We start from the raw sequence: 26,332 nt of genomic DNA on the forward strand, positions 1-26,332 counted from the left end.
AGACACACAAAAACGTTTAGGAGCTGAAAACATGAGCAAAACGACCGGAACGGCGGATCAGATTCTGTCGCTGCCTAGAGGCGGCGGGGCAGTCAGCGGGCTGGGAGAGACGTTCCAGCCGGACTTTCATACCGGAACCGGCTCGTATTCGATTCCGCTGGATATTCCAAATGGACCCGGGGATATCGCGCCTAAGCTTACCCTTCAATACCAGACGACCGGAGGGCAGGGACCCTTCGGCTTCGGCTTTAGCTTAAGCCAGCTTGCTGTCAAACGCTCGATTGATAAACGAATTCCTTCATTCACCGCGGCTGATCCGCTAGTTTTGGCAGGAGGGGGTGAGCTCGCTGAAGCAGGAGACGGCACTTACCGCCTGAATCCGGACACGAACGGCTGGATCATCACCCGGGAGGGCGACGGCTTCCGGATCATGGATAATGCAGGCAAATATTATCGGCTAGGAACGGGCAGCAATGCAAGACAATCAACCGATATTGGCGGCAGTGAAGCGGTGCACAGCTGGGTCATTGAGGAGATTGAGGACCCGCTCGGCTGCAAAGCCAGCTATTCCTATTTGCATGACGGTAATGTCCTCTATCCGGAGCGAGTCGATTACAGCATCTATTCGGTTATTTTCTACTATGAAGAGCGGCCGGACCCTTTTGTCAGCAGACGTGCCGGGTTTGTAGAGACGACGCGGCTGCGCTGTTCGCATATTGAGCTGTGGGTAGACGGAGAGGCGAATCCGATCGCCAGACGTTGGGAGCTGAGCTATACGCCGAGTGAAGCAGGCGGACATTCATTCCTTCGGCAGGTGAAGCTGACTGGCTTCGATAATGCCGGTAATTCGGCCTCTGTACCCGTACTCACGCTGTCATATAGCTCGTTTCGGCCCAGAACACTGGAGCGCATCGGCGCAGAGTCATCGGATGCCCGGCCTGGAGCGATGCAGCAAGGAACGCGGGAGTTAATCGACTGGACCGGCAACGGGCTTCCGGATCTGCTGGAGATCGGCGGCGGCACTGCGCGCGTTTGGCAGAACAAAGGCAACCTGACCTGGGGAAGACCGCGCTCGATTGGACCGCTGCCGGCGGCTATATCTCTTAGCGAGCCGGGTACAGCTTTTGCCGATATGGAAGGAAACGGAACGGCTGATCTTATCATGCTGGATCGCCCGCTTACGGGCTATTATCCGCATAAGGCAAAAGGCGGCTTCGAGAGGCCTGTGTTCTGGCGGCAGACGCCCAGTGTGCGTCTTTCTGACCCGAATGTCAGGCTGGTTGATTTGAATTCCGACGGCATCGCTGATCTGCTTGTCACGGGCGAGGATTTCTTCAGTCTGTACTATCGGGAAAAGGATGGCGGATGGGCGGAGAAACCTGTGCTCCTGCCCAGACATGAAGCGCCGCCCGTCTTCTTAAGCGACCCTCGCGTCCATCTAGCCGATATGACAGGCGACGGCCTGCAGGATCTCGTCAGAGTGGACGGGTCGGGCGTTGTTTATTGGCCTTATCTCGGTGCCGGAAGGTGGGATGAGCCTGTCGTGCTCGCAAATCCGCCGAAACTGCCCGGTTCTTATGATCCCCGAAGAATGTTCCTAACCGATGTGGATGGAGACGGCTGTGCCGATCTTGTCTATGTTGGACCGGAGCGGGTTACGTACTGGCTGAATGTGAACGGTATTCGGCTGGGCGAACCGGAGGAAATCCGCTTCACGCCAGCGGCGCAGCCCGAACAAATCCGGCTGGCAGATATGAACGGTACTGGAACGGCCGGCGTCCTATGGTCACTGATAAGGCCCGGAGGCAGAACGACCGATTATTATTTTCTTGATTTTTCCGGAGTCACGAAGCCATACCTGCTGAACCGGATCGATAACGGCATGGGCCTGTTGACCGAGATTGGATATGGGACATCGATCTCGCAAGCTTTGAGGGACGAGGCAATTGGAGAAGAGTGGCAGACATTTTTACCTTTCCCTATCCCTGTTGTTCTCTCTTTGCACGTACGTGATCAGGCCAGCGACAGCCCTATACTCACAAGATTCCGTTATCATGATGGTCATTATGATGGCGTATCTCGTGAATTTTGCGGGTTTGGCAGGGTGGAGATTGAGGAGACCGGCGACGAGTCGATTCCGACAATGCTTACATGCAATCGTTATCACTTAGGGCTCGACCCTGATCAGTTGGATCGGCCGCTTAACGCGCTTGAGTATTCACGTCTCAAGGCATTGCGGGGCAAACTGCTGGCAACTGAAGTCTACGGAGCAGATGGAAGCGATCTGGAGAACAAGGCTTATATGAAAACAAACAGCATCTGGGAAGCGCATGTTGTATCGGCGATGGAAGGGGCTCCGAATGCGAAGGAAAGGGTATCTCCGCGATTGCTCGAGAGCCGAACCGCGTATTTTGAACGGCAAGCCGAACCTTACCGCATCACCGTTAATCTGAACACCGCATTCGATGTTGCGGGCAATGCGACCGTACAGGAACAGCGGGCGGAGGATCCGCGCAATGCAGCGCTTAACCGAACCCTGATTACAGAGACTGCGTATGCTGCAGATCCAGCTTCGCGATTTCGCGGCAAGCCGTCGCGGACCATTCAAAGGGATGGCAGCGGGCAGATCGTCTCCGCGACGATCAGCTATTATGACAATCTTCCTGAATCTCAGATTGGCGCAATGGGGCTGTTAACCAAGCAGGAAACGTTGGTTCTGACAGATGCCCAGGCAGCAGAAGTATATGGAGACGCGCCGGAGCAGCCGGATTTTGCAGCACTCGGCTATCATCGCCGCCCGGCTGAAGGCGGCTGGTGGATCGATCAGGTCAGCTACACCCGAACTGAGGATGCGGCCGGCTTACGCGGAACGACGACGAATTCGCGCGGGAACACCACGCTGCTGGAATTCGACACCCACCGGATTCAGCCGGTCCGGGTGACGGATGCCCTCGGCAATAAGACGGAGGCGGTGCTGGATTACCGTGCCAATAAGATTAGCGTGCTTACGGATGCAAGCGGTGTGACAATAACGAATCGCTATGATCCGCTAGGCAGGCTGATTTATACGGTTGAGCCGGAGGCGAGCGCTGAGCTGCCGACCATCCGGCATGAATATCCAGCTGTGGGAGACGCTGCAGCCTATCCGTCTTGTCTGCTTACCGAGCAGCGTCTTGAGAATGGCAAAGCTGAGACACTGAGGAGCAAAACCTTCATCAGCGGCTCCGGTCAGACCATTGAAGAGCGAAGCGCTGCCGGCGGGCTGGAGACGGTCGAGAGCAGCCGGCTCTATTCAGCAAGGAGCCTGATCAAGAAGCAGTTTCTTCCGTTTCAACGTGCAGATCCGGCATACATGAATCCAACTGCGCTCAACATTCCGCACCGGGAATTCCGTTATGATGCAATCGGCCGGCTGATAGAGGCACGGAATCCGGACGGTTCCCTGCAGAAGCAGGAGTTCGAGCCAGGCATTGCTTATATGTTCGATGAGGAGGATTGCAATCCAGAGGCAGGCGCTACGCATGCTTCGACTCCTGTTAGGCATACGTTCGATCCGTCGGGCCGCATTATGGAGGCTGCATCGAATGAGGCGGGAAGCTGGATATCTACCTTTTATGAATATGACATCAAAGGGAATCTGCTCTGCGTAACGGATCCGGTAGGGAGGAGATCTACCTTCCGTTATGATTGTTTGGGCAGGCGTCTGCAGACGGACAATCCTGTCTCGGGATCATCAGTTTTTGTATTCGATGCAGGTGGCAATCAGGTGGAGAAGCGCGATGCTGCGGGCGTGAAGGTGCAGTTTGAATTTGATAAGCTGGATCGTTTGCTCCGTACAACACTTCCAGCCACAGGCACGCAAACCGCTGCTTTTACCTATGATGACGTTGGTGCTGCAGCTCTGGAAGGGGACAGCCATAGTAAAGGTAAAGCCGTGAAAATTACGCATCAGGCAGGCTTTGAGCTGCTCACCTATGATGGGCTCGGACGTGTGAAGCACAGAGAACTGTATCCGGAAGGGTTGGCTAGCCAGAAATTCGAATTCGATTATTCGTACCGGGCAACGGGGCAGATTGATTCAATTACGTATCCGAAGCCAAGCGCCGGAGCCGCTGGAAGACTCATTGTCCGTTACAGTTATGATGAGCGCGGCAGACTTAGCGCGATCCCCGGTTACGTAAAGAAAATCAGCTATAATACGTTAGGTCTGCGGGAAAGTATTGAATATGCGAATGGAGTTGCGTCTACTTACCTCTACGATCCGTTAACCTTAAAGCTCAAACAGCTGCGAACTGTGGACAGCGGAGGGGTCGTGCTGCAGGAGTTCGATTATCGGCATGATCGCGTCGGCAATCTGCTGGAGGTCAGTTCAACCGATCCAAAGCTTGCCGCCAGCTATAGGTATGATGACTTATATCGTTTGGTTGGGGTGGATACGCTATCGGGCCAGCAGTGGGATTATCAGTATGACAATGCCGGCAACCTGACGCATAAGTCGGATATCGGGGCTTATACCTATGATGTTGCAGGAAGATTGACTGCTGCAGGACCGCATTTATTCGCCTACACGGCTGCTGGCCAGACGCAGAGCGGGCCTTGGGGCGAAGCTGTCTATGACGGGATTGGACGACTATCGTCACTCACACGTGACGGTGAGCAGATGAGCTGCACCTATAACCATGAAGGAAGTCGGGTAGGGATGCAAATTACGGGCGGCGTAGAGAGCTTTGACCAATGGAGACTCGACGATCGGCTGATAATTGAGAATGGAACCCTATTCGGGTATGTGATGGATGGTTCGGTCCGCGTTGCCCAAATCGCCTTAGCGGCAGGTACGACTAGCTTTATGCATGGCGACCATTTGGGGAGCACGTCTCTTGTAACGGGGATGGATGGCGCAGTCCTGCAGCGTGTATATTATGATCCTTTCGGTGCGGTGCTGACCAATACGATTGAAGCAGGAGCGGCAGGTACGCCATACCTCTATACGGGAGCGCTGTATGATCGGTGGTCTGCACTCTTGTATTGTCAAGCCCGCTATTATGATCCGCAGATTGGCCGGTTTCTAATGCCTGATTCGATGGTTCAGGAGCTTTATAATCCGGCGGCTTGGAACAGGTACTGCTATGTGTTGAATAATCCTCTGCGCTATACCGATCCGACCGGTCATTTCTGGGAGGAGATCGGGGAGTGGTTCGAGGATAACTGGAAGCAGGTTGTCGCAGCCGTCGCGGTTGTGGCAGTCATCGTTCTTGCGGTTGTGTTGAGCATCGTTACCTTCGGGGCAGCGGGCATTATTGCGGTCGGCATTGGCATGGCGATCGGAGGCGTAGTCGGCGGAATATCGGCTTCCGCAGCTGGAGGCGATGTGCTCCTCGGTGTATTATGCGGCATGGCCGTCGGCGGAGCAGCGGCAATTGCCGGTATGGGTATTGGGGCGGGGATGGCAGCGGCGTTTGGTGCTAAGACTTTAGCTGCAACGCTGCTTACCGGCGCCTTGGCCGGTGCAGTCAATGGAGCTGCAATGGGTTTCACGGCAGGCTTCGCCGGGGGCCAAGGAACTCTCGGTCAAATTTGGGAAAAGATGGTTGAGGGAGCGTTGGTCGGAGCCATCACCGGTGCGGTCATGGGCTTTGGCAGCTATTTATTCGGAGGCGGCTCACTGGGTACGGGTAAGCTGTCAATTCCTAAGCCAAGTACAGCTGCGCTAGGGAAGGCGGCTGTTGGTTTTGCTGCAGGAGCTGCAGCGGAGCTCGGACGTGAGGCCGCCGCTGGCAACGGTTTCGATGCCGCTAAGATCCTTGGGGCTGGTGCGGGCGGAGCAAGCCTTGGAGCGTTCGTAAGCTTCGGCGGAAGCAGCGGCCTGCCGGTGCTGGACTTCTTGAAGCCTGAATTGACGGGAGCCGTAAGCGGCTTGTTCGCTCAAGGCGTCAGTTCTGTATTCGTGCTTGATTACGCTGACGACATGTGGAAGTTCCTAGTCGAGAATGATCTCGCCAAGGCAAGTAAAAGCGGTACGTTCAGCAATCCATGATTGTTCAGCATAAGGTGCTCCCCTCTGCATAAGGGAGCGCCTCCTCCGGAGCACAGGCGCGCTGTCCTACCGTTGCCGCGGTCCGTACAGCCGCCTTCCGATATTTCACAGAGGACTTCTTGGCAATGGCATACGCAATATGTTGCAGACAGCCTTTTCGACAAGGTACTGCTCCAGGAGAAGTTTGAAGTGAATGCAAGAAGTACTTTTTTTCACACGTACCCTACCTTTAAAGAGCTCGAACGGGACATTGCGGCCTACATACATTTTTACAACAACGAATGTTTCGCCTCCGTCGTCGTGACTATGTGGCTATAATTGTGTCACTTGATAACAATGTAGGGACATTTGTGCTTTTTCCTAAGACACAAATCTCCCTACATAAAAATAAAAAACGCCTGATCAATCAAGCTTTCTTAACTTGTTTAGGTTGGTGGATTCGTGGCCCTAGACAGATGATGGATATCATTATCACATCATCATCACTCTGCTTCTTCACTTCTTGCAAAAGTGTATTGCCGGCAGACAGCCAGGATCCAGGACGCCGCGGCAGTGAACCTTTGGATCAAGCGCTTTGGTAATTATTTAATTTGTTACACCAGCGTCCGGAATCCGCGGCTTCCCGAGTAAGTTTATCTTAGTGAAAAACGCCATCCGGCCAATTGGCAATGATGGCGTTTTTGCGTATGACAGAGTCAGTAATTAGGAAATAACTAGCCCAGCGCTTGCGTATCCTTGCACAATAGTGACCAGCTCTAACCCTCCAATATGGCTTGCGTTTGCGTTTGCTGCCGTTGTGGAAAAAACAAGCACATAACGAGTATCGGCAGCTAAGAGGATGTTTAAGTCTGCAATTCCATGGGATACGGTTCCTGCTGTGACCATTCCGGTAAATGGAGGCAACGAGACAACAGCTCCTGGTACGGGTGAGAACATATTGTCGAACCCGCTCGAGCTATACAGCTGCGCTTGTATAGTGATCGTAGTATCGTTAAATAGCAAGGGATTAAATGTCATGCTGAAGCTCGCTGATATTCCCGTCAGCCTGCCGTTGCGTGGCATGGAGAAGGCATAGTTAAGATCCTCATGCTGGCTTCCGGTCAAATCAATATTAGAGCTGCCGTCAATATAGACCCCATCTCTGGAATGCCCGAATCCGAGAAGTCCAACTGAGCTTTTCACTCCGCCCAAAGTCGTCTCCAATGATATGTCTGCGCCTGACGAAAACGGTATGATTGCTCCAGGTCCTGGGGCGCCTGCAGGACCTGGAGCTCCTGTCGGACCTTGGGCACCTGCCGGTCCTATAGCACCTGCGGGACCTGCGGCACCGTCTTCACCGGCAGGACCTATAGCTCCTGCCGGACCTTGAGGTCCCATTCCTCCCGAACCTACCGGTCCAGTCGCTCCAGTATCTCCTTTTTCTCCTTGAGGTCCTTGAGGTCCTTGAGGTCCCTGAGGTCCCTGAGGTCCCTGAGGTCCCTGAGGTCCCTGAGGTCCCTGAGGTCCCTGAGGTCCCTGAGGTCCCTGAGGTCCCTGAGGTCCCTGAGGTCCCTGAGGTCCCTGGATACCTGCAACCGAGTTATCACCTTTTGTTACTGGAAATACCGCCGATGTATCCCCCGGGTACGGATTAACCGGTTCCATAATAGATACCGTTCCCGTTATTTTGTTCCAGTCTACTTTTGCCCCAAATAATGTGGCCAGGAATCGTACTGGAACCATGACTCTATCGTTGGCTAACTGCGCTGGTTGATCGAGTGAGATTACTTTAACTTCGGAACCGATTTTTACGGTTCCTTTCGATTCTCCAATAACCAGAGTACCCGAGACATCACCTTTGACAGCAGTTAACGTCTTTGTAGAGTTGTCCCAGTTCATAGTCGCGTCTACCGCGTCACTAATGACGCGCAATGGAACAAGTACCGTACCGTTGACAAGAATAGGCTCAGACTCCGTATGTACGCTGCTTCCGTTGACGACAAGCGAAACGCCGCCTTTCGCAGCTTGGACCAGCGGAACGGACACCAGATTCATAGCAAGTATGGACATAATAGCTACTTTTGACCACTTCTTTTTAAACAATTGAATGCCTCCTTGAAATTAAGAAAATTGTCGAGTACAAAACCGTTATATCTTAAAAATTTGAATATTCAGTCCTTGAAGAGTCCCATAATATTCCTCCTATCAGTATATATCGAAATATGAGCTTAGGGTTGATACATGCTAAAATTTTTCACAAGCTATTCATGTTAACGGGATCTGATTGAAGAAGCTCCCTGATGTCGGGTGACAAGATCCCGGAGTAGTTTACCGATTTTATCGCATGGAAGACAGAAGAAAAACGAGACAGGTCATGATGGGGAATTATTTCTACCGAAGATCGAATTTAATATGACATCGAACAACCGATTGGCATTATAACGGATTTGAAGCGAAAGCAGCTTTTAATGAATCAATTTATGTCGGAGCTGATCTAAGCGCTAGAGCGGGTTACCCGTCCATCGCGGTGCCAGGCGGATTTCAAGATAATGGAAGAGCATTCGTTATTACGTTCGCAGGAACGGCATTTAGTGAATCGACGTTAATACGAATTGCATTTGCATTTGAACAAAAAACCAAACACAGAAAAATGCCAAATCATAAGCCTTGAGCTAACGGGTACGATAGTTAAACATAAAGGGTTTATTTTCTTTTTACAGCAGAAGCCTTCGATCCCCGGCTTCCGCTATCTTACGACCTAACAAAAGGGGGCGACCAGTAAGATCTGGTGACCGCATAATACGAAAAGGCAGGATACTTAAAATGGAAAGTGGAGATACTTGACATAACTTTTCACATGTAATAAAATTCTTACATGTAATAATTAACTTACATGGTCGGTTAGCACCAAAAACATGCTAAATGAACTGGAGAAACTGCTATGAACGCTAGCGGAAATGAATTATTGCTTGTATTTGAAGCCTTAGCTAACCCTATTCGTTTGAAAATTGTAGCTTCCTTGCAGGAAAAACGGAAGTATGTAAGTGAGCTTGCAAGGGAGATGGGGATAAGCAGACCATTATTGTATATGCACTTGCAGCGATTGGAGCGAGGGGGGTTGGTCATTGGCAATTTGGAATTGTCTGAAGATGGGAAAGCGATGAAGTTTTATGAATTATCGGAGTTTGAATATCATCTAACACCAAAGACTATAGCTGACGCAATATTAAAAATTTGAATGCTAACATTCTACAACAAATCAAAATACACTGGAGGAAATTTGAATGGATAATTTATATGGTTATATTTTTCTAGTAGCTGTCATGGTTCTGCTTACCATCTTTATGCAATCCCGATTTAAAACCAAGCATTTGAGTATTTCGAATGCTTCAGACATTGCCAGGGATGAGGAATTTCGTAATCTTGCTGAAAACTCAATTCGTATACAGCAAGATTTAAAAGAAGGGCAAGAAAAATTTTTATCAGAACTGTCTCAAATACGCAACCGTATGACTGCGATTGAAAAAATGCTTCATGAAGTGGATTAACTGGATCCTTAAATAGGTGGAAAAGGCGTCGCCTCTCATTCAAAAGTAAGAATAATAGAAGCCTTCCCAGCAACAATGTTTGTATCAAATGGCGAATACAATCATATTCCTTGATACTCTATTATGGAAGCGAAGGATCAGAATCCTAACACGATTTCTTAAGCAAAGACTTGGTATTAAAAGTGCCATGATAAGCCAGATATCATGATGTTGAAGTTGATGTACAAATGGACTAGTGATTTTGAGCAAAGTAGAAACAGCTTTGAAGCTAAGTTGAAAAGATACAATGAGAAAGTGATCAGGTTAAGAGATAGTAAGAATCTGGTTTTTACTATAGGAATGTGACTGCGCTTACCGGATACAAGAGCTAAATGAGGCTGCATTGGGATAGAACTGCGGCCTCACTCCGCTAACAAGTAGTTTAGTTCCAATATGTGGTACCATTAAGTCAGTATAAAATTTGCTTTTGGGGATGGTAGATATCAATAAAAAGAAGTTGTCAAAGGAGTATATGAGTGATTTCTTAGCTATCAGAGAAATTGTTAATGGATTTGACCCTATGGGACTAATCGGGATGGGGGCTCCTGACGACGAGCATGATAGGCTCACTCAAAAATCATTCGCAACTTATATGACCACAAAATCGACAAAATAAAAGATTTACTTATTGATTGTTACGATAAGTATGGTTCCAGTGGTAGGATATTAAAGAAGAGTACCAGGAGAGTTTTAACAGGAAAATTTAAACAACGTATAACCAAATTGAAGCTTGGTATCACAACAAAAATAAGCCAATTGATTAAGCTACCCCGAAAATTACTCTTAGCACCCAATATAACCCAATATGAACTACTCCAAAAGAAGTTTGAAAAATTGGAAGTGCACTTGGATGAACTGCTGATGCAAATCCCCTTTATCCCGCAATTGTTAGCGATTAAAGGGATTGGCAGAGACACCATCGCCGGATTTCTCGCTGAAATAGGCGACATTGGGCAGTACCGACATCCAAAGCAGATCATAAAGCTCGCTGGGCTGAACCTGAAAGAAAACACGTCGGGCAAACACAAAGGGCAAACCAAAATGACGAAGAGAGGCAGGAAGCGACTTCGTGCCTTGCTCTTCCGAGTCATGATGCCGTTGGTTGGTAAGAACGGAGCCTTTAAAGCATTACACGAGTATTATACCAAACGGCCGGGTAATCCCTTGAAAAAGATGCAATCCCTCATCGCTTTATGCAACAAGCTCATTCGGGTGCTGTTCGGTATATTGAAAAAGGGACATGAATTCAATGAAAGCAAGATGATGCAAGATATCCCTCGATTCGCGTTTGTATGGTTATGTTTCGAATTCTCAATAAAAATCAAATCTCCGCTCAATCAAATTGTTTTCATATATATCACTTTTACCTTCCTCGAATATTTCAATCACTTCGATAGGGCATTTCTTTTCGCCATATTACGATTGAGGAGGCATGGGTCTATTAACTAGAATTCAGCTCCTTTTTGAATTCGTGAGGGCTGCAACCAACCACTTGTTTAAAAATCTTGGAGAAATAAGAATAATTGGAATACCCAACCTTGTTTGCGATTGTAAGGACGGACATCGTCGTTGTTCCTAGTAATTGCTTTGCTGCAGCGATTCGGATATGAATAATATAACTCCCTAATGATACACTCGTTTCTTTCTTAAACAGCCTTGCTAAATAATCCGGATGGAGATAGACGATTTCCGCCAGATCGTTTCGAGTTAAATTATCCCCGTAATGCACAAGAACGTACTGCTTTATCTCATCTACAACAGACTTTGGCTGCGCGGCGAAATCCAGGTGGTCCATAGCGGTGTTCACCAAATAGGTAAGGTATTCCATCATATCCTCAATGGAAAATAAAGAATGCAGTAATAATTGATCATTGGTTTTGCCGGCATACAGTTTATGCGCCTGTATTCCTTTAAGCTTGAGAAAGGAATAGACGAGCTGTACAATATCCAGTCGGAACAAGCCTAGGATAGCCGTATTGAGTGTCTTATTGTTTAAACTATCTGTCAAATATTTGGCAGTTTCTTTAAGAAAAGCAGCAGGTTTGTTTTGGTTAAGGAGCTCTTCTAATTGCGCCACATTAGGTGGAATATAGTCAACTTTATTGTGACGATGATATTGCTCCACGAAAAAGGTTTGGTTACGGGCTTTGGTAATCTCTTCATTCATATTCAGTAATTGCTTGATGATTTGACTGATCCCTTCTAGTCTGAAGGATAAGGCGATATTGCAGCAAACATCACATTTCAGATATTGATTCGCTTTTTGGATTAAGGAAGAACAAAGTTCTTCAAGCGTTTGCGAATTTGGAGATTGAGTCCACTTCAAAATGGCGATCCAGTTGTGGTCCTTGCATTCTAGAATGGTTTCGATTGAAAAACAGGGGTTCTGAAACAACTCGTGAAGAACATTAAGAAGTGCGAAATCAAAAAGGCTCTTTTCTTGTTTACCCATGCTCCCTGCGTAAGGAAATATATTAAATAGCAAGGGCTGAATGATATCGCTCATCTGATAAGAAAGATTCTGATCTTCAATGGAATAGGCTATGGCATCTGGTTTGATGGGGAAGGAAGCACTATCATTGACCAGTTTGCGCCAGAAATGCTCGAGAATTTTCGATTGATTCTTTTGCCAGAAGTAACCTTCCTGGATGGCTTTCTCGTTTGTTTGTTGTTCTTTTGCTTTTACGATTGCTTTTTGGATAATAAGCAGCAGCTTGTCGAATTCGATCGGTTTCAAAAAATATTCAAAGCTCTGCAATTCAATTGCTTTCTGCGCGTAGTTGAAATCTGCGTAATTGGTCAGGAATATGGCTTGAACGCTGTAATTCTCTTCTCGAATCCAGGCGAGGAGTTCAAGTCCGCTTCCTTGCGGCATTTCGATATCGGAAATCAGAATTTGAATAGGATGCTTCATTAATATGTCTCGTGCCTGGGCAACATTATTAGCCGTGTAAACCGTTTCGATATGCAGAAATTTCCAGTTTATTTTCTTTTCTAAAGCGGTTACGACAAAATAGTCGTCATCAACAAGCAATGCATTCATTTTTGCTACTCTCCATTTCATAGTTTATCCTTCGGGGGTTCCGGAAGGTATAAGACGACACAAGCGCCGCTGCCTTCTATATTGGAGAAACGGACTATTGCTTCATTATGATAAAGGTATTCCAGCCTTTGCAAGGTATTCATGATACCGATATGTGTACCATCCGTTTGATCAAGGGAATGTCCTTCTATAAGATTTTCTAATACATTTGCTGAAAAACCAGGTCCGGTGTCAGCTATGCGGATAACGGTCATTTCTAATTCCTTTTCTAACTTGCGGTCTACTGTAAGCAAGATCTGCACCTCATTTTCTCTTGAAACCGCATATTTAATCGCATTTTCGATGAAAGTCTGAAGCACTAGCGGTGGAATTTTCTTGCCCCTTGCGTATTCTATCTGCTCGATCCTATAATCAAACGCATTTCGATAACGGTGTTTCTGTATTTCGAGATAAATTCTCGCATGATCAATTTCATCCTCCAGGTTGACAAAATCCTGACCGCTCTGAAAGATGTACCGAAAATATTTTGAAGTAGATAACGTCATATTTTGAATCTCCGCATACATCTGCATCTGTGCCATGCTGTAAATATTGGTTAAGCAATTCAGGAAAAAATGGGGTTTGATTTGCAATTTCATGTAATTAAGTTGGATTCGCTGCTTTTCTAATTCACTTTCGTAAATATCAATCTTATATTCTTTAATTTGTTTAACCAGGCTTAAAAACTGATTATTTGCTTTCTCCAGTTCGATAATTTTGCTGCATTCAATATCCAGTGGTTCGCCATCCCCAGTCCAGAATCTGATGTTATAGGAGAAGATCTTGATAGGCTTCAATACCTTTTTCTTAAAATACAGCAAAATGAAACAAAAATTACAGGCAATGATTACGGCTAAGAGAATAACGAGCAGCTGGGCAATCATGATTTTTTCGAAAGCCCCGAATTGAATGACTAGTTTAACGTAAAATGATGCATTCGTAAACGCGGCGTTAACCGTTGTTCGAGACTGTATAACATTCAAGAGGAATGGCGTTTCAGAATTTGTTTTCAGCATCTTTCCATTGTTTGATATCGAACTGGTTACACTTGTTCCATCCGCATTCACCAAAGAGGCAAAACCATTTTCTCCAAGATTGATTTGACGTAACGGGCGGATTAGATCATCTGCAGCTATCAGACCGATCATGTATCTGTCATTATAAGGGATAATATTAACAATGTAATTAGATCCATTTAAAGCGATTGTCGACCATTGGGAATAGATCTGTACGTGACTATCTTTATCTTTTTCATAAGTTTTAATTTGTCCCTTCAACGCCTCATATTCGGAATACGACATACTCATTGGCGCGCAGTTAAGAAGGTAATTCTTATTCTTTAAATATAGAAAGAAGTTATACTCTTGCCCATAGCTCTTTTGGAGTTCGACAAAACGTTTGTATAACGTAAGATTTGCTTTTAGAAACTTGGTATCATTGGTTTCATACGTATCCATTGTAATTACACTTTCGTCGTTAGCGAGTGTCCACCCCATAAAGTGATACATATAGGCGAAATTACTATTGATCCGGTCAATATACAAATGAGCCGTATCCTGTAAATACCGAGCAGATTGCTGCTTGACTATGGTAATCGTAGCAAAGCTGATGACAAAATCCAGAATCAGTGCGGCAAAAGAAATGAAGAGCATGGTTTTCACGTAGTGCTGAATCGGGTACAGCTTGTTCTCTGCATGTTTCTCCATTGCTCCGCGCGCCTCTTTCTGTTTCCAATAATGAAATCGTTTTCATTTGTTTCAAATATTATAAACCCAACTGAAATAAAAACAAGACAATAATTGTGTTTGTTTAACCAAGGTCCGGAAAGTGCTAGTAAAGGTCTGGATACTGTCATGTAAGCTGCCGAAGACATTGGTGAGACTGGATAGTTTCAAATAAAGAATCATAAAGGTCCGGATAACACCTTTATAAAGTCGAAATAGCAGGTGACAATAAATTTATAATTGATAATGTTCAGAACAATTAAAAAACAGAAGGGGGATTCTTTTTGAGTGCCAGCCAATTAAACATCAATATACAACGTACGTTTGGGAGGATAGCCAGGAACTGGGGCCTGTATCTATTATTGTTGCCTGCTGTGGTCCTGCTCCTTTGTTTCACCTACAAGCCGATGTATGGTGTAATTATCGCTTTTAAAGATTTTAGTCCTGCCTCAGGGATTTTGGGAAGTCCGTGGGCAGGATTCAAGTACTTTGAAAAGTACTTTCACTCCTATCAATTCTCTATCACAATCCAAAATACGTTGATAATAAGCCTTTACAGTTTTGCTACGTTTCCAATTCCGATCATATTTGCGTTATTAGTTAATCAGCTGCGAGTAAACCGGTTCAAGAGGGTGTTCCAGACTGTAACCTATATGCCGCACTTCATTTCCACCGTTGTTCTTGTCGGTTTGATGCTGATTTTGTTCTCTCCCGGGAATGGAATAATCGGAAATTTATATCGTTTGTTTGGATCTGATGCTCCTAACCTAATGGGTTCGTCCAGCTTGTTTAGCAGTGTGTTCGTATGGTCCGATGTGTGGCAGCATACTGGATGGGATAGTATCATCTACATCGCGGCACTGTCCGCGGTTAATCCAAGTCTGTATGAGGCAGCTACAGTGGACGGAGCGAGCCGATGGCAGAAGATCCGATTTATCGACATTCCGATGCTTATGCCAACGGCAATTACGCTGCTTATCCTGCGGGTCGGCGGTCTTTTGGGTGTAGGCTTTGAAAAGGTCTACCTCATGCAGAACAACTTGAATATCTCCGCTAGTGAGGTCATTTCTACCTATGTGTATAAAATCGGGCTGTTGAGTGCCCAGTACAGTTTTTCTGCGGCAATCAATCTATTTAACACAATCATTAATTTCATATTGCTGATCCTGGTAAATTGGATATCAAGAAAGTACAGCGAACACAGTCTCTGGTAAAAGGAGGAAGGAGAATTATGGAGAAGGAAGCGACGACAAAATTGGCAATGCAGAAGAGGATAAAAAAACGATCTTCCGATACAACGCTAGAAGTGCTGCTGTACATTTGGGCAGCGTTTGTGCTAATCGTTACACTATACCCGCTTTACTTTGTCCTAATTGCATCCTTCAGCGACCCTTCTGCGGTTGGGAATGGACAGGTCTGGCTTTATCCCAAAGGTTTTACGTTTGACGGTTATACGGAATTATTGAAGCATTCGAATATATGGATTGGATACCGGAACACAATCTTGTATACAGTGGTTGGCACGGTGATTGGTTTAGCTGTAAATATGTCTGCAGCCTATGCGTTATCGAGAAAAGACCTCGTCGGCCGCAAAGCCATTACGTTATTTTTTATTTTCACCATGTTTTTTAACGGCGGACTGATTCCTACATTTCTGACGATTCGCGATTTTCATTTGTACGACACGTTTTTAGTAATGGTGCTGCCGTTCTCCGTTGCAGTCTTTGATATCATCGTGGCGCGGACCTTTTTTCAGACCAACATCCCTACCGATTTATGGGAGTCTGCGCAAATTGATGGCTGCGGGAACCTTCGATATTATTTTCAATTTGTTCTGCCGCTTTCGAAAGCGGTAATTGCGGTGCTGGCTCTATGGTTCGCGGTTGGTCAATGGAACTCTTATTTTAATGCTTTAATCTATTTGCAGAATAAGAATCTTTTCCCGTTGCAGCTAATTCTGCGCGATATCCTTATTAACAATCAGATGCAGTCAAGCATGGGAACCGGCGAAGCCGCACAAATCGCGATGCGTCTTGCCAATATGCTGCGCTATTCCGTTATTATTGTATCAACCATTCCAATCATGTGTATCTATCCATTCATTCAAAAGTATTTTAACAAGGGGGTAATGATTGGTGCGGTGAAATCATAGTTTTAGTCCTTGCGGGCTGCGGAAGTAAAAACGATGATGAAAGTTCTACCCTGCAAATATGGATAATCAAGAGGGTCTGCCGATAGTCAATAAACCGGTCACATTGAATATGCTGACCATTCATTGGGGCAACATGGGGGATAGCTTCGCTAAAAACATATGGTTACAAAGAACTTATGACAAGATTGTAAGCGTTTACTATCATCCTGATGCCGGCTAGTTGTCCTTCCTATTATCAGAAGATTGCAACTTTCATTCAGCGTCAATCCAGCAATGGTTAATCAGGGGGGTGATGATTGGCGCCGTAAAGTCATAGAGAATGCTGAAACCGGACTTTTGGAACACGATGAAAAGGAATGGAAGTTAAAATGAATTAGGGGGATTTTCACATGGGAAAAACTTCGATAAGCGTAATGAAAAAAACGCTAACTGTCCTTGCTCTGGTTTTCACACTGGTTTTCGCCCTTGCGGGCTGCAGCAATAAAAGCAATGATACGGATTCTGCTCCTTCCAATGCGGATAGCAATTTCAATCAAGAGGGTCTGCCGATTGTCAATAAACCGGTTACGCTGAATGTACTGACCATTCGCTGGGGCAACATGGGGGATAGCTTCACTAAAAACACATGGCTGCAAGATCTGGAGAAAAGAACCAACGTAAAAATTAACTGGCAGGTGGTGTCCTCCAACGATTGGAATGACCAGAAATCAGTCATGTTAGCCAGCGGCAAGCTTCCAGATGTTATTATAGGCGATCTGGCATTTAGTGATTCCGATATCATCAACAATTTAAGTTTTTTCCGCCCGCTGGATGATTATATTGAAAAAGATATGCTAAATTTGAAAGCGGCAATAGAAGAAACCCCGGAACTGAAGAAAACCAGTACTTTTCCAGATGGAAAAATCTATTCTTTGCCCGCGAAGGGGCCATCTCAGCCCGCCTCTGTAAATCAGCCAATCATCAACAAAGTTTGGCTTGACAAATTGGGGCTGAAAGCTCCTGCTAATTTTGATGAACTCAACAATGTCCTTAAAGCTTTTAAAGAACAAGATCCGAACGGAAACGGAAAGCATGACGAAATTCCAATTAGTATGGCGGGAGATTTCAATGTGAATTTCCTTGCCCCTTTTGGCATCACAGACCGGAGAAGCAACCATATGATGGTCAATGATGGCAAGCCGGTCTACTATCCGACTACTGAGGAGTATAAGGCTGGCATGAATTGGGCGCATCAATTATATGCGAATGGCTTACTCGATCAAGAGTCCTTTACACAGGATACTACAATGTTGATGGCCAAGCAGCAAAATCCGGATGCATCGCTTATCGGATTTGATTACCAGTGGACGCCAGACGCCGTATTTGGCAAATGGGGAGATCAATATGAAGCTATTGCCCCCATAGCCGGTCCGGATGGTAAACGTTATCAGGATGGTGACCCGAACCCAGGGGTCGGTCGCAACCAGATGTTGATTACAACATTTTGCAAGTATCCGGATGTCGCTGCCCGATGGGCGGATCAGTTCTATACAGGTGAAGCGAGTATTCAGAATAACTGGGGCGCAATCGGTACTTCCATTAAGAAGAATGACGACGGCACCTATTCGCTGATGAATCCGCCTGCGGGCACAAGTGCGGACTCATGGTATTGGGAAAATTCCCTTCGGTCTTTCGGCCCTAAATATGTAAGTCCCAGCTTTGATAAGAAGATCAAACTTGATCCGATAACCGGTGATGGACTGAAATTGGAAATTGATAAGTTGGGAAAGGATTATGTAACTACACCATTTCCAAATGTCATGTATTCGGAGGAAGATTACCAACAATTGCCCACACTTACAACGGATATTGACGGCTACATTGCCAGCACCCGTGCCCAATGGATTACAAAAGGCGGCATCGATGAAGGTTGGGACGCATACGTGAAAAAACTCAATGATATGGGACTTCAAAAGCTAATCAAGATCTATGACGATGCGTATGATCGTTACATGAGTGTAAAATAAGTTTTCACTGATTTTATCCCGCTGCCATAGGTAATTGCTGAAACGGTTGGTCGGGGGGTCAAGGCGTAATGAGGTTTCGGTCTTATTCAACAACAAGAGCAATTTTACTCTAATGGGAAGCCTCGTATTCTCGCTTGATCTCTAGGCTGCACCGGTGTGGGGTGCTGGACACCTTTGCCAAAGCAAGTGTAACCAAGGAGTAATTCATTTATAAATTTCAAAGGAGTGTTCTTGCATTGATAAAGGTTACGGTATGGAACGAAAATCGTCATGAGCAGAAAAACCCGCTAGTAAGCAAGATCTATCCGAACGGTATCCACGGTGCGATTGCAAAATTTTTAACGAATGCAGGATTCGAAACGGGCACAGCCACTTTGGATGAACCGGAGCACGGCTTGACCAATGAAGTGCTGAACCATACAGATGTATTGATTTGGTGGGGGCATCTGGCACATCATGAAGTTGCGGACGCTGTCGTTGAGAAAGTGTATAAACAGGTGCTTGAGGGGATGGGTCTAGTCGTCCTGCACTCGGGACACGCTTCGAAAATATTCAGTAAGTTGCTGGGCACGCCAACTGGACAGCTGAAATGGCGCGAAGCCGACGAGAAAGAACGGATTTGGGTGGTCGATCCGGCGCATCCGATTACGGCAGGTATCGGAGAGTACATTGAGCTTCCAGAGGAAGAGATGTATGGAGAGCATTTCAACATTTCCACGCCGGATGGTCTGGTATTCGTCTCCTGGTTCGAGGGTGGTGAAGTATTTCGCAGCGGTGTCACCTATCACCGAGGGCGTGGAAAAATCTTTTATTTCCGACCGGGGCACGAAACGTATCCGACCTACCACAACAAGAAAATTCAACAAATGATTGTGAACGGCGTACAGTGGGCTGCGCCGAGCGGTACGGCAGTACCGGTTTACGGCAACGCCGTCCCGTTGGAATACATCAAGGGGAAAAATTTGGAGATAAGAAACAGGAAATAAAATGAAGGAACAACTGCAAGTCGGATTGATCGGTTACGGTTTTGCCAGCTGGACATTTCATTGCGGAAGCGGACGACAGCTTCGATATCGCGCTTGGCAAAAAAAGGGGTTAGAAGGTCAGACTAACGTCGTCGTTAATAGTCCCCATGCCCAGACCGCGCTATGCTTTGTTCGGAACAGCGGGTTCCTTTGTCAAGCATCGGGAGTGAACGTTACTCGTAGTATCAAATGTAAATAATTCCTCAAGGGGGTTGGAATATGTTATTGGAAGCAATCTATCATCGTCCCAAATCGAATTACGCCTTTGCCAATGATAATCAAAAGCTGCATATACGGATAAGGACAAAAAAAGAAGATATGAGCAATGTGACTCTATCTTTTGCTGACAAGTGTGACAGTAACAGTCCCGCAACACATGTTGATATGGTTAAGTTTGCTTCTGACTCTATGTTTGATTATTATCAGGCGGAAATAAAGCCGCCTTACAAACGTACCTCTTATTCTTTTTATTTGGAATCAAATGACGGAGAGCATATTTGGATGACCGAGAGGGGATTCCAGAAAAATGCACCGAATCACACCGGAAATCGCGGCTTGTTTGAATTTCCTTATCTTAACAACATCGATGTATTCAAGACACCAGAGTGGGTAAAGGACGCTGTTTTTTACCAAATATTCCCTGATCGGTTTGCGAATGGCGATCCTTCCAATGATCCCGAGAACGTTCAGCCTTGGGGAGGAAAGCCTGAACGCGGCAACTTTTTCGGCGGGGATTTACAGGGGGTAATTGATCACCTTGACCATTTGACCGAACTCGGCATCAATGCCATTTACTTTACGCCGGTTTTCGAAGCTCGTACAAATCACAAATATGATACTGTTGATTACATGAGAATCGATCCTCATTTTGGGGATAATCAACTGATGAAAACGCTGGTGGCAGCAGCCCATCAACGCGGAATCAAGGTTATGTTGGACGCTGTCTTCAACCACTCTGGATACTACTTCCCTCCGTTTCAGGATGTCATCCGAAATCAGGAGAAGTCTAAGTACGTCGATTGGTTTCATGTCAAGGAATTCCCGCTCCGAACCGAGCCAAGACCGAACTATTCGACTTTTTCGTTTGGTTATATGATGCCAAAATTAAATACCGAGAATCAAGAGCTGAAAGAGTACCTTTTGCAGGTAGCTCGTTACTGGATTAGCGAAATCGGCATTGACGCCTGGCGTCTGGATGTCGCCAACGAAGTGGATCATCAGTTTTGGCGCGAATTCCGCCATAAGGTCAAGGAGGCGAATCCCGAAGCATATATACTCGGAGAGATTTGGCACAATTCTCTCCCATGGCTGCAGGGTGACCAATTTGATGCCGTGATGAACTATCCCGTGACGAATTCCATTTTGGCATTTTTCTGTGAAAACTCCATTCACGCCGCTCAGTTTGCGGACCAGATTAATAAAATGCATGTCGAATACCCGTGGCCTGTAAACCAGGTCTTATTCAATTTGCTGGATTCGCATGATACCCCTCGCTTGTTGGAAATATGCAGCGGAGACAAAAGAAAAATGAAACAAGCCGTCACTTTCCAATTTACGTATTTGGGAACACCATGCATCTACTACGGAGATGAAGTCGGAATTGCTGGGGGAATGGACCCCGATTGCAGAAGGACGATGATCTGGGATCCGGCAAAACAAGATCAGACGCTATTTGATTTTTATAAACAAATCGTTCACTTGAGAAAAGCTCACGCCGCTCTCCGGGATGGGGATTTTAGATTTATATCGGTCGATCATAAAAGAAATCTTATTGCGTATGAACGAAAGAAAGACCAGGAGCATTTCATTATTGCCATGAATGCATCCAATCAACCTGCAATATTTCAATTGGACATTCCGCTAGGGAACTGGGTCGGTGTACTCGGCAATCAACGAATTGCCTCCGACGGCAAACCCATTGAACTTCAGTTGGACGCTTTCGAATCTGTGATTTTAAACAACACTTAACAAATCAAGGCTGCATTTTGGATTAAGTTAAAGAGACAAAGTTAATTTAAAACATATTAAATATCATAGCGAACGAAGGAGAGAAACAACGATGAACAGGTATCATATCGGATTGATCGGTCTCGGAGGGATGTCTCAGGCACATATTAATTGGATGAAGGCGGAAGGAAGATTTGACATCGTTGCGGTTAGCGACGTGAAGGCGGAAGCGTTAGTAAGGGTGGGTGACCAGCTTGACATCCCCGGAGACAAGCGGTATGAGGATTACAAGCGTCTGATTGAAGACCCGGACGTCGATGCCGTAGTTTCCGTAACACCAAACAACGTTCACGCAAATATTATTCGTGCGTGCCTGCAGGCTCGTAAGCCGTTCATGGCGGAGAAACCGTTCACCCGCATGTTCGAGGAAGCCATACCGTTGCTGGCATTATATGAACAACAGCCGGTGCCGGCGATGTTCGGTTTCACTTACCGTTACACGCCAGCCTTTCGTTATACACGAGAGCTCGTACGAGAAGGTAAGATAGGCACGGTGCGAAGTTTCTCTATTCGGTATTTGCAGGGATGGGGCGCGGCGCTGTATAACCGACCTTATGTGTGGAGGTTCAATAAAGAGATAACCGGTACGGGAACCCTCGGCGATCTTGGTTCGCATATGATCGATATGGCACGTTTCCTTTTTGGGGAGTTCCAAGAGCTATCGGCGCAGTTACATACGATTATTCCCGAACGTCATGAATCGCCCAGCGGAAATGTGGTCAAGATTGAAGTCGACGATTTCGCTAGTTTCCAAACCCGAATGACGGGTGATATCATGGGGGTATTTCATACGACGCGCAATGCTGTCGGATCGGGCAACCAACATGAAGTGTCCATTTACGGCGACCTCGGTACGATTCACGCTTCTACACTGCATCCTGATCATCTTATCTGGATACGGGAGGAAACGCAGGGACAGCTAGCGAAAGAGACGCTCGAAGTACCAAAGCATTGTAAAGTAACGCAATACGCAGACTTCTTGGCGATGCTTGAAGGCTCCCAACCGGACGGACTTCCTGGTTTTATGGACGGTTATCGTAACCAAGAAGTATTGGATGCCATCGTCAGGGCAAGTGAAACGAAAGCAGTCATTCGTTTGTGATATCCCGCTGAAGAACGTATTATCCGGTTCAGCAAAAAAATCATTTGTTTTCCTGAACCGGATCTCATTTTTGTGTGAGGAGGTCAAGCAGATTGCCGTGACATGGCCGATATTTATTATGGGGCAATTTAATTCATTGACAGCATGACCATGTATTTAAGGTGCTGCAAATCGGTATCCTTTCTCTATGGTTAACTTGTCATATAACGTAAGCGATTTAGTTATTACTGCTCTTATTTCATCAATTTGTACATGACGGTTTCAACTAAAATATACACGTTAATATTATCTTCATTTGTCATTTGGAAATATAAATTTCCGTTCACGAGTACACTAATTTTGAAATGAGCATGGTTATGATGAAAAGACGCTGGAGAGCATCAGCTACATCGATAATGGTCGTACTTATTGCGGTATTCATAGCAAGTAATTTCACCTATACAACGCGTCAACGTTGAAGGGGATAAGGTAACGGAAGCCGAACCGTTTTGCCGAAACACGTTATGCTTCCCGAATCGATTCCGATTACGCCGGCCAGGGCATGAATCAGCGTCGTTTTACCCGCTCTGTTCGGCCCCAGCAGCCCTAAAATTTCACCCTGATGAATATCAAGGTCGACATGATCGAGAGCGAGCGAGTTTCCGTATCGTTTGACGATTCCGCGCAATTGTGCGAGTGCCACTTTAATCATCCTCCCTGTTGCCGATTATGTATTTAGTATCGGGGAATTGGGAGCCGGCGAACAGTTACAAATGTAATTTATTTTGGAATGACTTTACAGCAGCAGCCTGTTGCATTCGTGAAAGGAAAGGGGAGACTATATAAATGCAGAAAATAATAGGATTCACAATTAGGGGAGGCGGCGGTTTCTTAAGAAAAATGAGACAGTGGAGGATGCGTCGAACGTACCCGTACCAGAACCGCTCGATCTGAAGGTGGACTGCGACTGATGCTTCGGTTTGTGCTGCGCCGCGCTAAGATCACGCGTCAATATGGGCCTCATTGACCTTAAAGGCCACGCCGACGTGAGTTAAAGGCCACAAATGAGGGTGGTTTAATGCCAGGTGGAGAGGTATGGACAGATACATCATCGGCAGTTTCCTGCCACGCCGACGGGAGTATAAGGAGGAATTGCCTCTAAATGGACCGGATCCCGCCGATTCAGACTCCCTTTCGTGTGGCATACCCAATATTTAGAGCAAATGACTCCCGTTTATGAGGCTCATAGGTTGCAGTAGTTCGGATAACTCCTCTTCGTGTGGCCTTTTTTAATAGCTTACCCTTGCTAGCGGTAGGTAGGCATTGTATAATTTCCTTATTACGATCCAACTTATTTTCTACGCCAATCATTTTTGGCGAAGAGGGAGCAAGCTATTAATAGCAAATAGGTAACGGTTCAATAACAGGAGACCATTAGAACATACGGGAGACGTGTGTTCTTTTTTGCGTCTACCTGTTTTTTTTGTGCCGAAAATTGAGGAGGAATTTGGAATGAACCAGGTTGAACGCACGGTGATGCTTGAGGGAGTACTTCCAGAGTTTTTGCTTACTTCTTGCTACCGGCGGTTTATTCGGTGCTTTACTGAGGTTAATGGCAGCTATGCTGAATACTTTCTTGAGACACCGGACGAACTGCATGCATTCACAACAAGCGAAATGATTTCCGCCACGTGGCAAGATGGTATGCATGTCGGGATCTACGATGGCAAATTATTTGCAGACAGTGAATTCCGAGGAGAAGGGGAAATTAGGAGGGATCGTTAACAGTTCCTCGATAGCAAGAACAAGGTCACCATCTAGGACTGCGGATAACCAATAAGTACTCCGGCTGAGCGGAGCGAAGACAATTCGTTTCTCGCTCAGCGCGGGAGACCTATGGGGGTAATTCGGAGATGGCGCTTAATGAAACTTTTTGACTACTTTCCGGCATCGTTCGCCGGCACCGAAGAGCTCGCTGCCGTCATCTTGGAGAAAGATGATAAATCGCCGGATACTGGACGTAAGCAATATTCCTACGATGTCGGTGAAGAGCTCGTAGGGGCTCGCAAACAACTTGCTTCTTTGCTTACATACACAAAAGAATGGTATGTGGCGCTCGAGAAGGATCCAACGCAGGCATTTGAGTCGATTTGTAAGGACGAGTTACTGGGTGCCTTCCCAATTCAGGATTTTCGCGAGAAAGGATTTTCTTCCGAAGTGACGTTCGCGATCAAGCTTATTTGGGATCGAGTATGTCAACGGCCAGAAGATAACCCCGAAGCGCGGGAGCATTTTATTAAAGGGATCGCTGAACTGAAACTTGTCTTTGCCGAGACGTATACCGAGGCGGAATTTAGAAGTGCTTTCGAAGTGCTCCAGGCGGACGTCAAGAAAGCAACTTGGTCTCAGCATGATCAATTGTTGCTCAAAGACCCGTCAGTTGCTAATTTCGCCTTTTGGTTATCGCTCGGGGAACGTTTCAAACGAACGTTCCTATCAAGCGGCCGCGGGAAAGAAGCGGCCTACGCGAACATTTTCGGTAAGGCTTTCTCTTCGGAAGAAGGACTAGCTTGGAAATGGACTGAACCCAAAGTTCGCTCTTCTTCTTCTCAGAGCCACTCCAAAGCGCGATGGGAACGCCGGGTGCCAAAGGAGGTCCTACGTCTCTCGAAAGAGCCTTCAGGCGTTGAGAAGCCGGAAGATTTAATCACGCATTACGGCTACCGTGGCATCCAATTTGGAAATTGGATGGAGGATGCGGCTGGCCGTTATCATCTTCTTTGTAGCGGTAACGCCCATGCTGATCTCGCTGCGGTTCTAAACATTCCACGGCATGCTATCAGCTTCTACGGTATAGTCGGGCTTGCGTTCGGCGCCCGTGGGACTGGGAAAGCAAGTGCCCACTATGAGCCGTATCTGAATGTTATCAATTTGACGAAGATGAATGGCGGTGGGGCACTATGCCATGAATGGGCGCATGCCCTGGATTATAACTTGAATTCTTATGGGCATGGGTTTGCCAACGGAAGGCTGGCTGCACTATCCGCTACCGACCTAAAAGACTCTCTCAGCCAGAATTCACTCCAAACCGCTTTTGCACGCTTGATGAAACACATCAAGCAAGGCAATGGTACTCTGCGGCATCCTGTTCCGAGTGAATTGCCTCCACGTCGTGGGCGGTACAGTTCGGATATAAACCAGAAACTTGATCGAAATGGATACGATGTTTCCAAAGCGCTTGCGTCTCTCAACCGGGTTTACCGTATTAAGAGCAAAAAAAAGTGGATCGATATCGGCGTCTACTACTGTCAATTGCTTAAAGAAGCAAGCAGGGAAGTGCCGGCCGAATTTTTTATTCCAACATCGTTCAGTGCATTTTTCCTTGATGCGAAAGAGCGCGGCGAATATTGGCGCCGGGACCACGAGCTATTTGCCAGGGCCTTTGAAGCTTGGATCGAGGATGAGCTCGTGGAGCGAGGAATGACGAACAGCTACCTGGTCAGCGGAACCCGCTGCGAAGGTCCATATCCCCAAGGACTCGAGAGAATTACTATTAACGATGCATTTCGTGAATGGTGGAGGGTACTGCTCGCGTCCGGCATTCTGCAGGACGCCAAGGGGTGGAGTAGAGGATAACCGTTGATAGGGGGATGAT

At 46.5% G+C, this 26,332-nt stretch carries 17 protein-coding genes and 3 pseudogenes; 14 read left to right on the forward strand and 6 right to left on the reverse strand.

Annotated features, from left to right (window positions below; translation table 11 throughout):
* Window positions 1-31: 31 nt before the first annotated feature.
* Together AC0YNV_RS32150 and AC0YNV_RS32155 are read left to right on the forward strand one after the other, a co-directional pair.
* Entirely contained in the window at window positions 32-6,034 is a 6,003-nt protein-coding gene (locus AC0YNV_RS32150; protein ID WP_475771685.1) for a toxin TcdB middle/N-terminal domain-containing protein, read from the forward strand.
* Window positions 6,035-6,354: 320 nt separating this feature from the next.
* Window positions 6,355-6,615, forward strand: coding sequence for a hypothetical protein (locus tag AC0YNV_RS32155; RefSeq protein ID WP_475771686.1), 261 nt, complete (start codon window positions 6,355-6,357; stop codon window positions 6,613-6,615).
* A gap of 121 nt (window positions 6,616-6,736) precedes the next feature.
* On the opposite strand, the gene AC0YNV_RS32160 is transcribed toward AC0YNV_RS32155, so the two are convergent.
* From AC0YNV_RS32160 to AC0YNV_RS32170, 3 genes and pseudogenes are all read right to left on the reverse strand, one after another.
* Window positions 6,737-7,411, reverse strand: coding sequence for an exosporium glycoprotein BclB-related protein (locus tag AC0YNV_RS32160; protein WP_475771744.1), 675 nt, complete (start codon window positions 7,409-7,411; stop codon window positions 6,737-6,739).
* Between the two features lie 11 nt (window positions 7,412-7,422).
* Window positions 7,423-7,608, reverse strand: a complete 186-nt coding sequence (locus AC0YNV_RS32165) for a hypothetical protein (RefSeq protein WP_475771748.1) — start codon at window positions 7,606-7,608, stop codon at window positions 7,423-7,425.
* An 82-nt stretch (window positions 7,609-7,690) separates the two neighbouring features.
* A pseudogene (locus tag AC0YNV_RS32170) lies at window positions 7,691-8,083 on the reverse strand (copper amine oxidase N-terminal domain-containing protein); the annotation flags it as partial.
* Window positions 8,084-8,513: 430 nt separating this feature from the next.
* Here AC0YNV_RS32170 and AC0YNV_RS32175 point away from each other — a divergent pair.
* The 4 genes and pseudogenes from AC0YNV_RS32175 to AC0YNV_RS32190 form a co-directional block, all read left to right on the forward strand.
* Window positions 8,514-8,684: pseudogene (locus AC0YNV_RS32175) on the forward strand (amidase); the annotation flags it as partial.
* 270 nt (window positions 8,685-8,954) lie between these two features.
* Window positions 8,955-9,251: an ArsR/SmtB family transcription factor gene (locus AC0YNV_RS32180; protein ID WP_475771687.1), complete on the forward strand. Its 297-nt coding sequence runs from the start codon at window positions 8,955-8,957 to the stop codon at window positions 9,249-9,251.
* Between the two features lie 46 nt (window positions 9,252-9,297).
* Window positions 9,298-9,561 (forward strand): hypothetical protein, encoded by a 264-nt coding sequence (locus AC0YNV_RS32185; RefSeq protein WP_475771688.1) that lies wholly within the window; start codon window positions 9,298-9,300, stop codon window positions 9,559-9,561.
* Window positions 9,562-10,311: 750 nt separating this feature from the next.
* A pseudogene (locus tag AC0YNV_RS32190) lies at window positions 10,312-10,887 on the forward strand (transposase); the annotation flags it as partial.
* Window positions 10,888-11,041: 154 nt separating this feature from the next.
* Here AC0YNV_RS32190 and AC0YNV_RS32195 read toward each other — a convergent pair.
* Both AC0YNV_RS32195 and AC0YNV_RS32200 read right to left on the reverse strand, forming a co-directional pair.
* Window positions 11,042-12,643 carry a response regulator gene (locus AC0YNV_RS32195; RefSeq protein WP_475771689.1) on the reverse strand — a complete coding sequence of 534 codons (1,602 nt, stop codon included), beginning with the start codon at window positions 12,641-12,643 and terminating at the stop codon, window positions 11,042-11,044.
* Between the two features lie 17 nt (window positions 12,644-12,660).
* The gene (locus AC0YNV_RS32200) at window positions 12,661-14,388 is read right to left on the reverse strand and encodes a sensor histidine kinase (protein ID WP_475771690.1); all 1,728 of its coding nucleotides are present in this window, start codon (window positions 14,386-14,388) and stop codon (window positions 12,661-12,663) included.
* A 302-nt stretch (window positions 14,389-14,690) separates the two neighbouring features.
* Here AC0YNV_RS32200 and AC0YNV_RS32205 point away from each other — a divergent pair, with 302 nt between their 5' ends.
* The 6 genes from AC0YNV_RS32205 to AC0YNV_RS32230 all read left to right on the forward strand — a co-directional run bounded on the left by AC0YNV_RS32205 (window position 14,691) and on the right by AC0YNV_RS32230 (window position 22,698).
* Window positions 14,691-15,620, forward strand: coding sequence for an ABC transporter permease (locus tag AC0YNV_RS32205; RefSeq protein ID WP_475771691.1), 930 nt, complete (start codon window positions 14,691-14,693; stop codon window positions 15,618-15,620).
* A 17-nt stretch (window positions 15,621-15,637) separates the two neighbouring features.
* A complete protein-coding gene (locus tag AC0YNV_RS32210) occupies window positions 15,638-16,558 on the forward strand; it encodes a carbohydrate ABC transporter permease (RefSeq protein ID WP_475771692.1) in 921 nt (306 codons plus the stop codon).
* A gap of 389 nt (window positions 16,559-16,947) precedes the next feature.
* Window positions 16,948-18,564 carry an extracellular solute-binding protein gene (locus tag AC0YNV_RS32215; RefSeq protein WP_475771693.1) on the forward strand — a complete coding sequence of 539 codons (1,617 nt, stop codon included), beginning with the start codon at window positions 16,948-16,950 and terminating at the stop codon, window positions 18,562-18,564.
* A 236-nt stretch (window positions 18,565-18,800) separates the two neighbouring features.
* Window positions 18,801-19,550 carry a ThuA domain-containing protein gene (locus tag AC0YNV_RS32220; RefSeq protein ID WP_475771694.1) on the forward strand — a complete coding sequence of 250 codons (750 nt, stop codon included), beginning with the start codon at window positions 18,801-18,803 and terminating at the stop codon, window positions 19,548-19,550.
* Between the two features lie 258 nt (window positions 19,551-19,808).
* Window positions 19,809-21,557: an alpha-glycosidase gene (locus AC0YNV_RS32225; RefSeq protein WP_475771695.1), complete on the forward strand. Its 1,749-nt coding sequence runs from the start codon at window positions 19,809-19,811 to the stop codon at window positions 21,555-21,557.
* A 91-nt stretch (window positions 21,558-21,648) separates the two neighbouring features.
* Window positions 21,649-22,698, forward strand: a complete 1,050-nt coding sequence (locus AC0YNV_RS32230; protein ID WP_475771696.1) for a Gfo/Idh/MocA family protein — start codon at window positions 21,649-21,651, stop codon at window positions 22,696-22,698.
* Between the two features lie 448 nt (window positions 22,699-23,146).
* Here AC0YNV_RS32230 and AC0YNV_RS32235 read toward each other — a convergent pair whose 3' ends face one another.
* Window positions 23,147-23,380, reverse strand: a complete 234-nt coding sequence (locus AC0YNV_RS32235; protein ID WP_475771697.1) for an ATP-binding cassette domain-containing protein — start codon at window positions 23,378-23,380, stop codon at window positions 23,147-23,149.
* Between the two features lie 809 nt (window positions 23,381-24,189).
* Between AC0YNV_RS32235 and AC0YNV_RS32240 the strand changes: the two genes are divergently transcribed.
* Complete coding sequence (locus AC0YNV_RS32240) at window positions 24,190-24,462, forward strand: hypothetical protein (protein ID WP_475771698.1); 273 nt, start codon at window positions 24,190-24,192, stop codon at window positions 24,460-24,462.
* Window positions 24,463-24,600: 138 nt separating this feature from the next.
* Window positions 24,601-26,313 (forward strand): LPD1 domain-containing protein, encoded by a 1,713-nt coding sequence (locus AC0YNV_RS32245; protein WP_475771699.1) that lies wholly within the window; start codon window positions 24,601-24,603, stop codon window positions 26,311-26,313.
* Window positions 26,314-26,332: the final 19 nt, after the last annotated feature.

It is taken from the genome of Paenibacillus sp. JT31N11 (genome assembly GCF_056269285.1).

What these genes read in the sequence shown, in the direction of transcription:
- AC0YNV_RS32150 (WP_475771685.1), top strand. Translation starts at nt 32, where the DNA reads ATGAGCAAAACGACCGGAACGGCGGATCAGATTCTGTCGCTGCCTAGA.
- AC0YNV_RS32160 (WP_475771744.1), bottom strand. Translation starts at nt 7,411, where the DNA reads ATGGGACCTCAAGGTCCGGCAGGAGCTATAGGTCCTGCCGGTGAAGAC.
- AC0YNV_RS32180 (WP_475771687.1), top strand. Translation starts at nt 8,955, where the DNA reads ATGAACGCTAGCGGAAATGAATTATTGCTTGTATTTGAAGCCTTAGCT.
- AC0YNV_RS32185 (WP_475771688.1), top strand. Translation starts at nt 9,298, where the DNA reads ATGGATAATTTATATGGTTATATTTTTCTAGTAGCTGTCATGGTTCTG.
- AC0YNV_RS32195 (WP_475771689.1), bottom strand. Translation starts at nt 12,643, where the DNA reads ATGAATGCATTGCTTGTTGATGACGACTATTTTGTCGTAACCGCTTTA.
- AC0YNV_RS32200 (WP_475771690.1), bottom strand. Translation starts at nt 14,388, where the DNA reads ATGGAGAAACATGCAGAGAACAAGCTGTACCCGATTCAGCACTACGTG.
- AC0YNV_RS32210 (WP_475771692.1), top strand. Translation starts at nt 15,638, where the DNA reads ATGGAGAAGGAAGCGACGACAAAATTGGCAATGCAGAAGAGGATAAAA.
- AC0YNV_RS32215 (WP_475771693.1), top strand. Translation starts at nt 16,948, where the DNA reads ATGGGAAAAACTTCGATAAGCGTAATGAAAAAAACGCTAACTGTCCTT.
- AC0YNV_RS32225 (WP_475771695.1), top strand. Translation starts at nt 19,809, where the DNA reads ATGTTATTGGAAGCAATCTATCATCGTCCCAAATCGAATTACGCCTTT.
- AC0YNV_RS32230 (WP_475771696.1), top strand. Translation starts at nt 21,649, where the DNA reads ATGAACAGGTATCATATCGGATTGATCGGTCTCGGAGGGATGTCTCAG.
- AC0YNV_RS32240 (WP_475771698.1), top strand. Translation starts at nt 24,190, where the DNA reads ATGAACCAGGTTGAACGCACGGTGATGCTTGAGGGAGTACTTCCAGAG.
- AC0YNV_RS32245 (WP_475771699.1), top strand. Translation starts at nt 24,601, where the DNA reads ATGAAACTTTTTGACTACTTTCCGGCATCGTTCGCCGGCACCGAAGAG.